General features: G+C 43.9%; 12 protein-coding genes. 11 read left to right on the top strand and 1 reads right to left on the bottom strand.

Features of this window, described 5'->3' with window-relative positions; all coding sequences use genetic code 11:
- The first annotated feature begins 307 nt into the window (after nt 1-307).
- From OCV54_RS02095 to OCV54_RS02130, 8 genes are all read left to right on the top strand, one after another.
- Nucleotides 308-649 carry a DUF4234 domain-containing protein gene (locus OCV54_RS02095; protein WP_004852487.1) on the top strand — a complete coding sequence of 114 codons (342 nt, stop codon included), beginning with the start codon at nt 308-310 and terminating at the stop codon, nt 647-649.
- A gap of 225 nt (nt 650-874) precedes the next feature.
- Nucleotides 875-1,678, top strand: coding sequence for a DUF4234 domain-containing protein (locus tag OCV54_RS02100; protein ID WP_055222441.1), 804 nt, complete (start codon nt 875-877; stop codon nt 1,676-1,678).
- Nucleotides 1,679-1,704: 26 nt separating this feature from the next.
- Nucleotides 1,705-2,094 carry a DUF2752 domain-containing protein gene (locus tag OCV54_RS02105; RefSeq protein ID WP_015534309.1) on the top strand — a complete coding sequence of 130 codons (390 nt, stop codon included), beginning with the start codon at nt 1,705-1,707 and terminating at the stop codon, nt 2,092-2,094.
- Nucleotides 2,095-2,284: 190 nt separating this feature from the next.
- Entirely contained in the window at nt 2,285-4,321 is a 2,037-nt protein-coding gene (gene metG / locus OCV54_RS02110) for a methionine--tRNA ligase (RefSeq protein ID WP_055222442.1), read from the top strand.
- A 200-nt stretch (nt 4,322-4,521) separates the two neighbouring features.
- Nucleotides 4,522-4,743, top strand: a complete 222-nt coding sequence (locus tag OCV54_RS02115) for a hypothetical protein (RefSeq protein WP_055222443.1) — start codon at nt 4,522-4,524, stop codon at nt 4,741-4,743.
- 49 nt (nt 4,744-4,792) lie between these two features.
- The gene (glmS, locus tag OCV54_RS02120) at nt 4,793-6,616 is read left to right on the top strand and encodes a glutamine--fructose-6-phosphate transaminase (isomerizing) (protein WP_022217506.1); all 1,824 of its coding nucleotides are present in this window, start codon (nt 4,793-4,795) and stop codon (nt 6,614-6,616) included.
- Between the two features lie 52 nt (nt 6,617-6,668).
- On the top strand, nt 6,669-7,727 hold the full coding sequence (locus OCV54_RS02125) for a DUF6382 and FHA domain-containing protein (RefSeq protein WP_015534306.1): 1,059 nt from the start codon (nt 6,669-6,671) through the stop codon (nt 7,725-7,727).
- A 151-nt stretch (nt 7,728-7,878) separates the two neighbouring features.
- Nucleotides 7,879-11,859 carry a hypothetical protein gene (locus tag OCV54_RS02130; RefSeq protein ID WP_055222444.1) on the top strand — a complete coding sequence of 1,327 codons (3,981 nt, stop codon included), beginning with the start codon at nt 7,879-7,881 and terminating at the stop codon, nt 11,857-11,859.
- A 111-nt stretch (nt 11,860-11,970) separates the two neighbouring features.
- On the opposite strand, the gene OCV54_RS02135 is transcribed toward OCV54_RS02130, so the two are convergent.
- Nucleotides 11,971-12,726: a hypothetical protein gene (locus tag OCV54_RS02135; RefSeq protein WP_015534305.1), complete on the bottom strand. Its 756-nt coding sequence runs from the start codon at nt 12,724-12,726 to the stop codon at nt 11,971-11,973.
- 161 nt (nt 12,727-12,887) lie between these two features.
- On the opposite strand from OCV54_RS02135, the gene OCV54_RS02140 reads away from it, so the two are divergent.
- From OCV54_RS02140 to mreB, 3 genes are all read left to right on the top strand, one after another.
- The gene (locus tag OCV54_RS02140) at nt 12,888-13,781 is read left to right on the top strand and encodes a coiled-coil domain-containing protein (RefSeq protein WP_015534304.1); all 894 of its coding nucleotides are present in this window, start codon (nt 12,888-12,890) and stop codon (nt 13,779-13,781) included.
- Between the two features lie 145 nt (nt 13,782-13,926).
- Complete coding sequence (locus OCV54_RS02145) at nt 13,927-16,434, top strand: PAS domain-containing protein (RefSeq protein ID WP_055222445.1); 2,508 nt, start codon at nt 13,927-13,929, stop codon at nt 16,432-16,434.
- Between the two features lie 14 nt (nt 16,435-16,448).
- Entirely contained in the window at nt 16,449-17,441 is a 993-nt protein-coding gene (mreB, locus tag OCV54_RS02150) for a rod shape-determining protein (protein WP_015534302.1), read from the top strand.
- The last annotated feature ends 22 nt before the right edge of the window (nt 17,442-17,463 follow it).

A 17,463-nucleotide genomic window follows, 5' to 3' on the forward strand; every position in this document is an offset into this window, starting at 1 on the left:
ACAAACATAATCTGTGAATCCTGGCAATATATTTAGGATACGGGTGTTGAGATATGTCTGCCTGAAATTTTATTATATAGCACATGGTTTCAAAAGTAAAACAGTTTACGACATCACATAAATTATGAATGTAAATATTTGAAGATTTATGCCTGATTATAAAAAAATATAGATAATAAAATATAGATAATAAAGCAAAAAACAGCTTAATTTTTTGATTTTTATTGACAAAGATGTATAGATATGGTTTTATATATTTTATAAAATTTTTATAAAAAATTTATAATTAATCAAGGGAGGACATTTTATGATCAAACAGAGGAACATTGCTTTGTGCATAGTATTTTCAATCATTACATTTGGAATTTATGCACTGTATTGGTTCGTTTGCCTTACAAACGATGCTAATCAGGAATCTGGACAGACAGATGCAACAAGCGGTGGGGTAGCATTGTTGCTTACTATCGTTACATGTAATATCTATGGATGGTTCTGGGCATACAAGATGGGCGAGAAGATTGACGCAATAAAGACAAAGAATGGTCAGTCAGCAGGAAATTCAAGCATACTTTTCCTTCTGCTCCAGTTATGTGGACTTGGAATTGTATCATATGCTATTATGCAGGATACCATCAATAAAAATGCGTAATGAATCAAATTGCATACAAATATACATTGAAAAATGTATAGATGCAGTTGCATACAGACAAAATGTATGAGAAAATAGTCCCGTAGACTGAGTTGTGTCTGCGGGGCTATTCTGTTATTTTTATTGCAGTTATGCAGTGGTTTACATATGAGTGGAATAATTGCAGTCATACACAAGTCCTACATAATTCAATTAAGGATTTAAGTTTAAGGAGGATCATCAATTATGATCAAACAGAGGAATATTGGAATATGTATTCTGCTTTCAATTGTGACATGCGGAATATATGGATTGTATTGGTTTGTTGTGCTGACAGACGATATCAATCAGGAGTCAGGAGAGACAGATGCAACAAGTGGTGGAATGTCGCTTTTGCTCACTATCGTTACATGTAACATCTATGGATGGTTCTGGGCATATAAGATGGGTGAGAAAGTTGATATCATAAAGAATAAGAACGGTGTACCATCAAGCAACTCAGGCATCTTATACGTCCTTCTTCAGGTATTTGGACTTGGAATTATTGCATATGCGCTTATGCAGGACACTGCAAACAAATATGCAGAGGCTATACCTCAGATGAATACAGGATATGGTCAGCAGGGTTATAATCAGAACACATACAACCAGAATGCGTATGGTCAGCAGCAGGGATATGATCAGAATGCATACGGCCAGCAGCAGTATAACCAGAATGCGTATGGTCAGCAGGGATATGATCAGAACGCATACAACCAGAATGCGTATGGTCAGCAGCAGTATAATCAGAATGCATACGGACAGCAGCCATACGGACAGCAGCCATACGGACAGCAGCCATATGGTCAGCAGGGATATGACCAGAATGCATATAACCAGCAGGCATACGGACAGCAGCCATACAGCCAGCAGGGATATGATCAGAATACATACAATCAGCAGGGATATGGTCAGCAGGCCGGTTTAGACCAGAATACATTTGGCCAGCAGTCAGATCAGAATATTAACACATCAGCAGATGCTTCAGGCAGTGATAACAGCCAGCAGTAGTCGGCGGAGACAAAGAAATACAGAGCATGGATCAGATACAGAAATCAAGAAGAAATGCGATAATTAAAAGGGATGCCATCCTCGTGGGGATAGGCATCCTCTATTATATATTCATAAGAGTGACAGGACTTGCCATACCATGTATATTCAGAAAGATAACCGGATTTTTATGCCCAGGATGCGGGATAACACGGGCTATCCTTGCGGCCGTAAGGCTGGATCTTGCAAAGGCATTTGCTTATAATCAATTTATGTTTATAGCTCTTCCGGCGTTGGCATACATAATTGTAAAAAACGATTATGTATTCGTAAGATATGGAAACAGAAAATTATCGCGATTTGACAATATACTTATATTTATATGTATTGCCGGGGCGGTGATGTTTGCCGTTCTCAGGAATGTGATGCGCTTTTGAGAGAGAGACGATGACAAGTTTATTGGCAGTGTTATAGAATGACTATCGTAACAGACTTATTTAATATCCCATCTTCTTGACAATAAATAATAAAAAGGCATATAATTTACAATTACCGAGGAGTTTTTCGGTAAAGTTGCACAAGCATTTCATTTGTGCTTGTAGTATTTTTTCAGGGAGGGTTTTTGAAATGGCAAAAAAACCGTATTATATTACAACCGCCATTGCATATGCATCAGGTAAACCTCATATAGGCAACACCTACGAGATCGTGTTGGCTGACAGCATTGCAAGGTACAAGAGATTCGCAGGTTATGATGTAAGATTCATGACAGGAACAGATGAGCATGGACAGAAGATCGAGAACAAGGCTTTTGAGAACATGCAGACCCCAAAGGAATTCGTTGATGAGACATCAGGTGAGATCAAGAGAATATGGGATCTCATGAATACTTCATATGACAAGTTTATCCGTACAACAGACGATTACCATGAGAAGCAGGTACAGAAGATATTTAAGAAGCTGTACGATCAGGGTGATATATATAAGGGACATTATGTAGGAAAATACTGTACACCATGTGAGTCGTTCTTTACAGATGGACAGCTCATAGATGGCAAGTGCCCGGACTGTGGAAGACCTGTTCAGGAGGCCAAGGAGGAGGCATACTTCTTCAAGATGAGCAAGTATCAGGACAAGCTCATGAAGCATATAGAGCAGCATCCTGAGTTTATACAGCCTGAGTCAAGACGTAACGAGATGGTCAACAACTTCTTAAAGCCGGGACTTCAGGATCTGTGTGTTTCAAGAACATCATTCAAGTGGGGAATTCCGGTAGACTTTGATCCAAAACATGTTGTATATGTATGGGTTGATGCGCTTTCAAACTACATAACTGGACTTGGATATGACGTAGATGGAAAGAGCGATGAGAAGTTTTATAAATACTGGCCGGCAGATCTTCACTTGATCGGCAAGGATATCCTGAGATTCCATACCATTTACTGGCCTATCATGCTGATGGCACTCGGACTTCCGCTTCCAAAGCAGGTATTCGGTCATCCTTGGCTCCTCCAGAGTGATGGCAAGATGAGTAAGTCGAAGGGCAACGTAATGTACGCTGACGATATGGTCAATATATTTGGCGTGGATGCTGTCAGATTCTTTGTTCTTCACGAGATGCCATTTGAGAATGATGGAGTTATCTCATGGGAGCTCATGGTTGAGAGACTTAACTCAGAGCTGGCGAATACACTTGGCAACCTGGTCAACAGAACCATATCGATGTCAAACAAGTATTTCGGTGGCATTGTGACAAATACCAACGTCACAGAGCCTGTCGATGAGGATCTTAAGAAGGTCGTTATGGACTGCAGATACAAGGTTGCAGAGTGCATGGATAAGCTCAAGGTTGCAGATGCGATCACAGAGATATTTGCACTGTTCAAGAGATGCAACAAGTACATAGATGAGACAATGCCTTGGGCACTCGCAAAGGAGGAGGACAAGAAGGACAGACTGAACACAGTTCTGTACAACCTTGTCGAGAGCATCGTTATAGGTGCAACACTCCTTGAGCCATATATGCCTGAGACAACTGAGAAGATCATGGCACAGCTCAATACCGAGAAGAGAAAGGTCACAGAGCTTGGAAAGTTTGGTCTGTACAAGTCAGGAACAAAGGTAACAGAGCAGCCTGAGATCCTATTCGCACGTCTTGACGTGAAGGAAGTTATGGCTAAGGTTGCCGAGTTCGCTCCAGTGGAGAAGGAGTCCATGTACGAGCAGGCCAAGAAGCAGAAGGAAGAGAAGGAGAATTCTGCTGAGACCAAGAAGATCAAGATCGCAGAGGCAAAGGTTCAGGCACTCAAGGCCAATCCTGATGTAGTTGACAAGCAGGAGATAAGCATTGAGGAGTTCCAGAAGATGCAGCTCATGATCGGCGAGATCGTTTCCTGTGAGGAGGTTCCAAACTCCAGAAAGCTTCTCTGTTCACAGGTAAGCTTTGGCAAGAACAATGTGAAGCAGATTGTGTCCGGAATCAAGGGTACATATTCCGCTGAGGATATGGTTGGCAAGAAGGTTGTGGCTATAGTAAACCTCAAGCCATGCAAGCTTGCCGGAGTCGTATCAGAGGGTATGCTTCTGTGCGCAGAGGATCCTGAGGGTAATCTGTCACTCCTGACCACCGAGAAGGACTTCCCAGGTGGATGCTTTATAAGCTAAGATATAAAATAGTGGATATAATGAGGGAAGCATCACAGGCTGGGCACACGGCCGGGATCCGTGGTGTTTCCCTGTTTTTATTTATAAAGCTGAAGTAAATTTTATGTTACAAAGATTATACGCAGAGGCCTTTCTGCATTGATTTATTAGATGTTTCATGATAGAATTTTGTTAGGTGCACGGACAGGAGGAGTGTGCCTTTGGAAAGATTTAGAAATCTTAGCGCCATGACCCCTGGGCTTTGGCTTTCAGGGATAACGAGGTTGAAGGTTATCGAATATTCGGCGGATGCCTTCACGCAGAGTCTGGATGCGCACATGATATCCAAATATGGGGGTAACTCCAAAACAAAGAATCATGACCGGACACCCATAGCTGTTATGTATGGTGGCTTCACCTTTTTTAAGTGCGCCATATTATAATATTATCAGTATACAGCGTGGTTATAAGCCGAAAGGAGATTAATTTAATATGTGTGGAATCATAGGATATGTAGGAAAGAAACCAGCCAAGGACATTCTTATTGACGGACTGGCAAAGCTCGAGTACAGGGGATATGACAGTGCGGGAATAGCACTGCTTAATGATGATGATACACTGACGATCAAGAAGAAAGCCGGCAGAGTGGAAGACCTCAGGGAGATGTGCAGCGACGACAGTCCTGTGTACAGATCAACCTGTGGAATAGGCCATACGAGATGGGCTACTCACGGCGGAGTTACGGATGTGAATGCACATCCACATAGGTGCGGAGATGTGGCACTTATACATAATGGAATTATAGAGAACTATAACGACATTGTGAGAGAATACGGACTGGCCGACAGGTTGGTATCCGAGACGGACACAGAGGTAGTAGCAGCACTTCTGGACACACTGTACGATGGCAATCCCATCGAGACTATCAGAAAGGCTGTTAAGGCTATAGCCGGTTCATTTGCACTCTGCATTATGTTTGCAGACAGACCGGGCAAGATATACGCAGTGAGAAATGTAAGTCCGATGATCGCTTCATACACAGATGAGGGATCGATCATTGCATCAGACCTCACAGCGATAATATCATTTTCAAAGGAATACTTTGTTGTGCCGGAGTATCATATACTGACACTCTCAAGCACAGGCATCAAAGTAGAAGACATGAAGGGGAACATGGTAGAGCCGGAGATGCTCAAGATAACATGGGACATAACGGCAGCTCAGAAGGGTGGATATCCGCACTTTATGCTGAAGGAGATCTATGAGCAGCCAGAGGCACTGAGAAACACGATAACTCCTCGTATAGTGAATGAGCTTCCTGATTTCACTGAGGACGGCATCGATGATGAGGTGTTTAAGAATCTTGAGAACATCACAGTGGTTGCATGCGGAACAGCTATGCACGCCGGAATAGTCGGCAAGGCCATGATTGAGAAGGAGTTAAAGATTCCTGTTAATGTTGAGATAGCATCAGAATTCAGATACAAGGAACCACTCATAAATGAAAAGACTCTCGTAATAGTTACATCACAGTCAGGAGAGACTATTGACACACTCGAGGCACTCAGACTTGCCAAGAGATGTGGATCAAAGGTTCTGTCCATAGTCAATGTAAAGGGATCGACCATCGCCAGAGAGAGCGATTACGTCCTTTATACACATGCCGGTCCTGAGATCGCAGTTGCAAGTACCAAGGCATATTCGGTACAGATGGCTGCAATGTATCTCATTGGATGCAGACTTGGCTATGTCAAGGGTATATACTCTGAGGACAGGGCAAAGGCATTCATCAGACAGCTTCAGGGCGTTATCCCGGTGATAGAGGAGACACTCAAGCAGGCAGATGAAGTAAAGACAGTTGCAAACTATATAAAGATGGCTCCGGATGCATTCTTCATAGGAAGAGGACTGGATTATACACTGTCACTGGAAGGTGCACTGAAGCTGAAAGAGATTTCTTATGTTCACGCTGAGGCTTATGCGGCAGGGGAGTTAAAACATGGAACGATAGCACTCATAACTGAGAACGTTCCGGTCATAGCTTTGGCTACACAGGAATCTGTATACGGAAAGATGATTTCCAATATACGCGAGGTTAAGGCAAGAGGCGCATACGTCATTCTTGTCAGCATGGATGAAGAGTACAATGATAAAGATGTATGTGACAAACACATATCCATACCAAAGCAGGATGGATTGTTCACGGTATTTTCGGCTGCTGTCATCCTGCAGCTTATAGCGTATTACACGTCCGATGCAAAGGGGTTGGACGTAGATAAGCCACGTAATCTGGCAAAGTCAGTTACAGTAGAATAATTGACTCCGGGACTTACATGGATATCGTGCGATAAATATCGGAGGGTTTTATATGAGTGATAAGATGTATTTGTGTGATGAGTACAAATTGTACTTTAAGATTGAAGACGATGTAGAGGTTCTTCACAATGAGGTAGAGCTGTACAATGCTCAGTTTGTGGGCAATAATGCGTTCTGCCATGAGGAATATATAGATGGTCAGAGAGCTCTGACATATTCTATTCCAGCCATGACTACCATGAATCAGTTCCTTGAGAAGAAGATACACAAGGATGAGCTGGTTGATCTGATATTCAGTATTGCAGATCAGCTCATGTATCTCAAGGCGAATGATCTGTCCATTGGAAAGGTTATACTGAATAAGGGATATATGTATATAGACTTCCAGAATATGGCTGTTCAGCTCATATTCCTGCCTATAGATAAGCCTATGGACAGATGTAATATGGAGAAGTTTATAAGGGATCTTATGGGCAATATGAAGTTTGCGAATAAGAAGGCATCCGATGCCGGATATGAGCTTATCAAATACTTTGATCACAATCCTACATTTTATCTGTCAGAATTTTATAAGTTTATAACAGACCTGAAGAATGACAATATAGCACATCCTGAGGATGAGCAGGAGCTTATGAAGTCAGCGGGAGTCAGCCCGGTCAATGTGGCTAAGGTAGAGGTTCCTGAGACTCCTCATGTTACAACTTCTTCATTCAAGCTTGCAAAGGAAGTTAAGGATTTCTCATCAAATGATATTGGATTTGATGACAACGATGACGGTTCGACAACAGTTCTCACAGCCAACAACCGTGGCAAGAGCGGCCCTGTCATCATAAGAACCAGAACAGGTGAGAGGATAAGGATTGACAAGCCGATATTCTGTATCGGTAAGTCTACACAGGGAGTTGACTATCAGGTAACTGACAACAATTCAGTCAGCCGCCGCCATGCTTACATTATCAATGTCAACGGCGTGTACTATCTGAGAGATAACAAGTCGACCAACCACACTTACCTTGGTGGCAAGATCATAAGCAGCGGAACGGATATGATGCTCATAGATGGTATCAGATTCAAGCTTGCGAACGAGGAGTTCACCTTCAAGGAGAAATAAAATAGTATATTATACTGGATAAGGAGACTTGTTTATTATTATAATGAGTCTCCTTATTTTATAATAAATCCCCTGCATAGGCGCGCCGGAGTACATGTGGGTAAAGGGGTAATATAAATAGAATGTGAAAAAAGGGGGAGTATCAAAGATTATGAAAAGAAAAGGAAGCTTATCGGGAAGGACACTGTGTAAAAAAGCAGCAACAGTGGTAATGTGTGCAGTGCTGATGCTGACGGCAGGTATTCAGACGACAGGTATTCAGACTGTTAAGGCCAGTACCCTTGACCAGCAGATAGAAGAGGCTCAGAGTGGGTTGGAACAGGTGAAGAAAGATCAGAGTGAAGTGATGACCGTATATGATCAGGGCTCTATAGGTTTTGTAGACTGGATGCTTGCGAAAAGCAACCTGACAACAAAACAGAAATATGATCTGAATCGGGCCAAGACTGTCCTGCAGGAGGCATGTGAGGAAGATTTCTCCAAGTGGGCGGGAGGAAATAATACAGGTCTTCCGGAATCGAGAAATAACAAGGTTGTTGTTACCGGAGATAAGAAAGACGCCATATCGCTTGAAAACACAAAGGCGACATTTGCGGTATTGAATAAAATTAATTCGTTAAGGGACACAGACGAAAACTATGTCGGGGCAATGAAGAGGAATGCGGCTAAGACTAATTTCTATTTCATGGCGGTGGCACAGTCAGGCGCGGACAGAGGTGCAGGACTCACAAATCATTCACTTCTTCAGGTGTCATGTGAGAATCTGGCGTTTGGATATACTGATCCGGCGGCAGGATGGAACAGTGAGAAGGCATCTTTTAACAAGATAAGGGATGAGCTGGGATATTCATCCATAACTTCGCAGAGTCAGCTTACAGCTGTTGAACAAAAGGCGGATTCGGAGGGAGTCACGGTTGGACATTATACCAATATGTTCTGGGCAGCAGATCAGGTGATGGGAGTCGGATTCACACTCTATGGCAGGTATGGCAATACTTCATGCTTCAATGCAAGCAAGCTTTCAAACTATACTAGCAAATATGAGGTGTACACAATAGCTGAATTTGAGAAGCTGTTTGATGAATATTATGAGACTGTAGATCCGGAGAAGTGGCAGAAAAAGGTGGATGCAGCGCAGGCCAAGCTGGATAAGCTGCTTGGACAGCGGTATGATGCATGCACGGAGCATGTGTATGGTGAAGGTGTGAAAAAAGAGGCCACATGTACAGAGACAGGTGGAACAGTATACACATGCGCTAAATGTGGCTACAAAAAGATAGAGGATGAGGTTCCGGCTCTTGGGCATAGCTTTACAGATGGCGTATGTACGAGATGTAAAGTAACAGGACCAAAGACGATGTACGTGTACTGGAGATTATCGGAAACTGCTTCATCAGCCACATATGATCAGGAGTTCGAAGTAGGAAAGGATATAGAGACATACATATCTTTCTCAACGGCATCAGATAGCAAATCCGATGACAAATTCGTGTTTGATATAGCAGACCCGTCTATTATTTCGTATACCCCTTCGTCTAACTATGCTGGAACATTCCATATGAACAAGATAGGAGAGACAACGGTGACTGTATATCCGGTCGTGAATCCGGATATGAAGAGGGTAATCACTGTGTCGGTAACAGATGTGGGTGGTCATGACTATGTAATAAGTCAGGCAGAACCGGGATCTGGAGAGACAGAAAAAATTTGTTCAAAGTGCGGGACGACAAAAACGGTGACAATCCCGACGGCGATAACACGTACTGTATGGTGGAGTGATAGTAATGGATATTACAAGCCTGCTGATGTGGAAGTAGGTGATGAGATCAATCTGGAAGTAGATTATGCACCAACGAAGGTCGACAACTCTGAGTTTATAGTTACATCATCGGATGAAGGTATTGTAAAAGTGAGTGATCCGGAATCTTCTTATAGAAGATATGATGCTAAGCTTACGGCGGTCGGAACAGGTGATGTAACCATAAGAATAGTTCATAAATATGACAGCTCAATTTGTCAGGAATACACGTTCAATGTGGCAGATCAGGGGGGACATGAGTATGTCATATCAGAGGCAGATGAGGGTGAAAGCCAGACAGTAGAGACGTGTTCAAAGTGCGGATATGAGAAGATCGTGTCACTTCCTACCAGTATCAGATATGTGTATTGGCAGGAGAAGGACAGCGATAACAGGACTACTTCACCAAGTGAGTATGAAATTGGAGCGGAACTGAGTATAAATATAATGGATTGGCCAACGAGAGCGGACATACATGAGTATGCGGTTACATCGTCGGATGAGACTGTTGTAAAGGTGAATGAAGTGTCTAGGACTGCGGCATCACTTTCGGCAATCGGCAACGGCGTTGTAACGATTACGGTTGCCAGTAAATATAATCCGTGGGTGAAGGCTGAGTATGAACTTGATATAACAGAGATAGGCGGACATTCATACACTGCGGAAATAGTAAATGATGAAACTCTTGCACAGGCTGCGACCTGTACAACTGCTGCGAAATATTATTATTCCTGTGATAACTGTGGAAGAGTGAATCGCAAAAAGACATTTATACACGGGGATAGCCTGGGGCATGATTACGCCCCAAAGTATGAGTGGTCAGCAAATGGCAACACTTGCAAGCTGGTTCTCACCTGTACCAGAGATTCGAGTCATGTGATCAGTGAACCGATGACTGTAACAAGCAAGATAACGCAGGCATCCTGCGAGAACGATGGTGCAAAGGTGTGTACAGCAAAATGCACGCTGAATGGCAAGAGTTATCAGAGTACCAAGAAGATAGCCATTGGTGCATTGGGACATAGATGGGATTCAGGCGTGGTTAAGAAAAAAGCTTTGTGTGCAGCAGAAGGTCTGATCAGATACACATGTGAGCGATGCCAAAAGACAAAGGATGAGAAGACAGAGCCACTCGGACATACCCAGGGAAAGGCTGTGTATGAGAATGTAAATCTGGCTACATGTCAGGCTGAAGGCAGCCGAGACAAGGTTATATACTGCACCATGTGCAAGGCAGAACTCAGCAGGACTACTGAGATTCTTCCAAAGACAGACCATGATAGAACGCTTGTAGGAGAGAAGAAAGCTACTTGTATGGGCGGCGGATATACAGGAGATGTTGTCTGCAGCATGTGTGGTGAGATTTTTGAAACCGGTACAGCAACAGACCCAGTCGATCACAGCTACACAGCAAAGAAAACAACTGCACGATATCTGAAGAAGGCAGCAGATTATGATTCTCCGGCAGAGTATTACTATGCATGTGTATACTGTGGAGAAAAGGGTGAGACTAGCTATGCGTATGGCTCAAAGCTCACGCGTAAGAGCATATCGTCAGCAAAGGTTACACTTAACAAGACAGAATATACATATGATGGTAATTCGAAGAAGCCGGCTGTAACAGTAAAGCTTGGCGACAAAACGCTGGAGAAGGATACAGATTATACGGTTTCATACAATAAGAACAAAGCAGCCGGAACAGCAGAGGCTGTAATTATAGGCGCTGGCACATATCAGGGACAGAAGACGATCAATTTTACGATCAAAAAGGCGCCGAACAGCATAACGCTGAAAAAGCGCAGCTACAGAATAGAGATGTCAACCAGCTCGAAGAGAATATCTATTTCACAGAGCGTGAGCGCACGTGCCGGAAAGCTCAGCTACAGCTCGGATAAAAAAGCTGTAAAGGTAGACTCTGCTGGAACAATAACGATCGCAGCCCGGTATATAGGCAAGGCAAACATCACCGTATATGCTGGAGATTCGAATCATGTGAAGGTGAAGAAGATAATACCTGTTACTGTCAGCCCGAAGATACCAGGTATAAGCCAGATAAAGAGCCCATCGGCTAAGTCTGTAAGATTAAAGTGGGGAAAGATAAGCTGCGCAGATGGCTATCAGATCCAGTATTCAACAACATCAAACTTTAAAAAGGGTACATATGCATTCACGGTGTTAAGCGGTGGAAGCAAGACGACTGCGAGTCTTGGAGCAAAGCAGCGGATTAAAGGCGGAAAAACATATTATGTAAGGGTTAGAAGCTTTTCGAACAAGTTTGGCACAAGATGCTACTCAGCATGGAGCAAGACAAAGTCAGTCAGGGTGAGAAAGTAGCCGGAGATAACATATATATAAAGCTCAGCCTGTGTGATGGATTCAGTAGAAATCACACAGGCTGAGCTTTTCTTAATGTATATTCTTAAGACACATTCTTAATGTATATAGTTACTCGGCGGTCTCGCCACCCGAGGAGATATCGCCTTCGTCTGAACTGTCCTCGCTTGAGCTGTCAGAGCTGTCAGAGCCTGAGCTCTGCTGGGAACCCTCTATTGCAAGCATGGATGCATCAACCTGGGACAGCCCCGCCGGGTCAGCACAGTAATAGTCGCCGTCATCGGTTATCTTCACAGAGACCACAACAGGACTGCGGTAATCCATGTCTGCGGCTTTATTCTGAAGGATATCCGACACGCCCTGGGCAAATTCTTTCTCGTAATCTTCCTTTGTGGTGTTGTTGAAATCGCCGGCGCTGATCTTCTTGTTATAGTCATCGATATATGCGAACACATCGTCAAATGCCTGATTGAGAATGTCCATAGGATATACGGTCACGTCCACATAGTAGTCGCTTCCGCTCTTATAGGCTCTTGACACCTCGTATTTGGCCTTGGAGTAGATGACCTTTGCGGTCTCGTCAAATATAGCATCCACCTCGTCTGTCTCTGCGTTGTTCAGTGAGTAATGATTGATGAGCTGGCCGGCCAGATAATCTATGCTGTCGCTGTACATGGCTGAGGCGTCCTCCTCGGAGCCGTCGTTGTCCTTCACGTATCCGTCAAAGCTTCCTTTGTAGTTGACGTCGAGAATGTTCTGCATGTATGTCTGATAGGTGGTCTTCTTGCGGTGAAGACAGCCTGTGAGTGATGTCATCACGAGGGTTGCCGCGAGACCTAATATGACAAGTTTTGAATGGTGTTTCATCTATATGATCCTCCGTAAAATTTAAATTCAATGAGCAGTTACAATATAGCATAAAAAAAGTGGTTTGTAATCATAAAAGGTAAAAATACTTTGCTTACAGAATTATGTGTGCTATAATTACGGAGTATCTACAATAGGATTAGTTTTTCGGAGGTAAGGTCATGGCAAAACAGGTAGAAGATGTTGTAACTGACGATAGAGTAGAATCACTGAAGACAGTGAAGTTTGGTGGATATGATAAGGCATCCGTTGATTACTATATTGATGAACTTAAGGAAAAGCACAATAAAGAAGTAGAGGAGCTTAAGGCGAACGTCAACAAGCTCAGCGAGGCTGTTCTGAGTCTCAAGACCATGAGAGAGGTCAATATGACAGAGTCTTCCAAGACCATAGAGACTCTCAAGAAGACCAATTCAGAGCAGGAGAGCGAGATAGAGTCACTCAAGGAGCAGATCAATGCATACAAGCAGAGAGAGCTTGAGAATGCAGGAAGATACGAGTCAATATCAAGAACACTTCTTGAGGCCCGTGAGAGCGCAGACGCACTGATCGCACAGACTGAGAAGGAGTGCACAGACAAGAAGAATACTATAACTGCAGAGCTCGAGGCATACGAGACAGATGTCAAGGAGAGATGCACAAAGCTCCAGACAGATACAGAGATACAGTGCCAGCAGATGTATGATCAGACCGAGGCAAAGTGCAACAGCATGAAGGATGAGGCATACTCAGAGGCAGAGAAGACAAGAAATAAATCTCACGCAGATGCAGAGGCTCTGTCGGCAAAGACAGATTACGAGTGCAAGGTTATGAGAGAGGAAGCTCAGAAGGATGCTGCCAATACAAGAAATGCAGCCACAGATGATGCAACCAGACTTCGCAACAATGTGAAGAAGGAGTGCGAGAGCGTAAGCAGATATATGTCAGATCTTCTGTCATCACTGGACAATGTTATTTCTGCATGTGCTTCAACAAAGGATGTTGCCGACAAGGCATTTACCGGACTGAAGAGCGAGGCAACTGCTATGGTTAGTGATGCTGAGGATGCACAGTAGTAATATATGATATATGGTAACATGAAACTTTTCTATGTGATGGGACATAGGAAAGTTTTATGTGCATTAAGGGGTAAATAATATACGGGGTGTATAATAATGGGATAAAACTGCACTTGTGCAGTGGATATATGGAGAGATATTTATGGAGATAAACAGACTTAGTGGTTATTCAGATTTTCTGGGAATAGTTGAATATCCTGCGGTTGTGTTCTGCGAGGATGGTGAAGTCCTCAGCATAAACAATGCCGCAGTTAAGATCGTGGGTTCGGATGTTGAATCCATTGCCATGGAGCCGGATAAGTTTATGGTCAGCGATGAGTTCTGGCCGACACTTGACGACAAGAAGGCTATCATATGGCACAGACTTGGACTTATAGTTAACGACAAGGACAGATATGTAGTCAGTGGATTTGTCAACCAGTTTGAATATGGTGACAAGAAGGCGTATATGGTATTGTTTGAGCTTCGATCAGACGTTACGATAGGAAGCGTGAGTCTTGAGAGGATCATAAACCATATAGGCGTTATAGCTCTGTATCTGTATAAGCCGGAGGGTGTATGGAGAACGAGATACGTATCTAAGAACATATCTGAGTATGGATATACAGATGGCAATTTCTACAGTGGGCTGGTGGGACTCAGCGACCTGCTCCCTAAGAGTGATTATGACCTTCTGATCGGACAGCTCTACAAGGTTCAGAATACCGGAGTGGATGATTTTGAGATGGAGACTAGGATCGTATCAGCTCACAGAGATATAAATAAGATGAGACTTAAGTGTCACATCGTGAGAACCACAGATGGCGACATGGATGGAATAGAGCTCCTGTTCATAAAGGACAAGGAGACCGGATACAATGAGGATCAGGCGGCGTATATATTATCTGCCATGTCTAAGATCAAGAGCTTTGTCATGGTACAGCAGTACGAGAATGGCAGACCGATCTTCAAGTATATAACCCCGAACGCCAAGCAGATGGGAATAAATGTGGATGCCATCAAGCTTGGTGACAGACTCATAGAGGATTATATCCATCCGAAGGACAGAAGCAGGGTTATGGCGAATGTCAGAAACGCCACGAAGCGCGAGGACAAGGACTACGAGGAAGAGTTCAGGATAGTCAACGACAGAGGCGAGGTTATCTGGGTGAAGTCCCAGAGCTCTGTGACACAGGCGGCTGATAACACATACACGGTTGAGTATTTTATATCTGATATTACGGACAAGAAGGCTCTTGAGAACAGTGTTGAGCGCGCTAAGAAGGAGTTCGATGACAAGCTCTCATACATTATGAAGACAAATACCCAGTCGGATGAGGAAAGGAATCAGATAGATACCGAGAAGTGGACTCTGATAACGAAGGCGTTCTCTGCACTCACAGGACTTTATACAACTATCATAGATCCTGTGGGCAAGAAGATGGTTGAGCCGGCCGGCCCTCAGAAGCATATGGGTTATTTCTATGATATGTTTGAGAAGCCTCAGTATAAGCAGATATATATGAAGTTAAATGAGGTAGTTCTCAGGAACAATGTTCCGGTTATGATGGAGATGGACGATGACATCACGGGAAGTATGATCTGTGGTGCACCGATCATGATAGATGGCAAGCATGTGGCAACATGGATATGCTGCTCATATGATGACGAGGATGCGAAGAAAATGGAGAGTGTATACAAGGTGCAGTGGCAGCTTGGACGCATTTTCTCCGAATACGCATTCAGCTCTCAGATCCTGGCAAAGGAGGCGATCCGTGCCAAATCAGAGGAGGTCATAATGGAGAACAAGCTGCAGTGGCAGAAGATTCTGCTTGATGCCCTGAACACTTCAGATAAGAGCTCCCAGCAGGTTATCAATGACGTGATAGCACAGGTGGGCGAGGTCTTAAATGCTGACGTGGCAGCCCTGTATGTGAAGGACAAGCAGGGAGATCTGGATTGCCAGTATATCTGGTCCAAGAATCAGAGCATGTCTGCGGAGGAGTATGTGACAGAGTGGCAGCGCGCCAACATGAAGTTCAGATCATGGCAGAATGGTCAGGGCTCGGGCAAGCTGGTGGACAAGGGATACCTTGTGATAGATGCAAAGCATATGGATGAAGCAGCTAAGAAGATCATGTCAGGGGGGCCTGTTAAGAGCTTTACCGCAGTTCCTGTGTATGTCAATGGCAATTATGGAGCGGTATTTGTGCTGGCGAATACCTCTATCAACAAATTGTGGACCACAGAGGAGATTGAATTTGTAAAGCAGACAGGTGATGTACTCAGAAGTGCCCTTGAGAAGATAGAGAGCGATGACAGTGTTAAACGCATAAACAGTGTTCTCCTCGATACATATAACTATATTGATGAGGGTATATTTATTAGAGAAGTTGATACTGGAAGAGTGCTGTTCTCGAACAGGACTCTGAACGATATGCTTGGATATGATTTTACAGACAAGGACAGTAAGCTCCTTATAGAGAATCTCAGAGATAAGTACAAGCTCATGGGAGGTCCGGATCAGCATCTGGCTACGGACAGCAAGGAGGTCAACTGGAGAAGCTATATAAGAAGTCTCGACAAGATCATGGATTTGACTGAAGTTAGCATGAAATGGCTTGACGGCAGCAATGCATCTCTTGTAATATTAAGGGACGTGAACGAATAGAAGGGAGACTTGTGATGGCAAGCGCAGATATTGGTATAGATTTAGGTACAGCCAGTATACTGGTGTATGTGAAAGGCAAAGGAGTCGTACTCAAGGAGCCTTCAGTAGTTGCATACGACAGGGATACTAATAAGATAGTGGCTATTGGTGAAGAGGCGAGACTTATGCTTGGAAGAACTCCGGGTAATATAGTGGCCATCAGACCTCTCAGGCAGGGCGTAATCTCTGATTATACGATAACAGAGAAGATGCTCAAGTATTTCATACAGAAGGCTGTCGGAAGGAGTTATTTTGGAAGACGACCTAGGATCAGCGTATGTGTACCTTCTCAGGTTACAGAGGTTGAGAAGAAGGCAGTTGAGGATGCAACTTATGCGGCCGGTGCCAGGGATGTGTCCATAATTGAGGAGCCTGTGGCAGCAGCCATTGGCGCAGGAATAGATATATACAGACCATGTGGTAACATGATAGTTGATATAGGTGGTGGAACTGCCGATATAGCAGTCATCTCTCTCGGAGGTCCTGTTGTCAGTGCATCCATTAAGGTGGCCGGAGATGATTTTGATGAGGCAGTTGTCAGATTCATGAGAAAGAAGCATAACCTTCTCATAGGAGAGAGAACCGCCGAGGAGATCAAGATCAAGATAGGTACATGTTACAGAAGACCTGAGAATATAACGTTGGATATACGAGGCAGAAACCTTGTAACCGGTCTTCCGAAGACTGTTACGGTCACATCGGATGAGACGGAGGAGGCACTTCGTGAGCCTGCGTCCCAGATATGTGAAGCTGTTCATTCAGTTCTGGAGAGAACTCCTCCTGAGCTTGCTGCTGATATTGCAGATCGTGGTATAGTTCTGACTGGTGGTGGTGCGCTGCTCCACGGACTTGAGGAGCTGCTTGAGGAGAAGACAGGAATAACCACCATGACAGCGGAGGATCCACTCAGAGCGGTGGCCATTGGTACAGGAAAGTACATCGAGCTTCTCAGCGAGAAGAACAATTAAGACAGGAGCTGAGGACTCAGTC

Source organism: Coprococcus aceti (assembly GCF_025567285.1).
GTDB lineage: Bacteria > Bacillota > Clostridia > Lachnospirales > Lachnospiraceae > Coprococcus > Coprococcus aceti.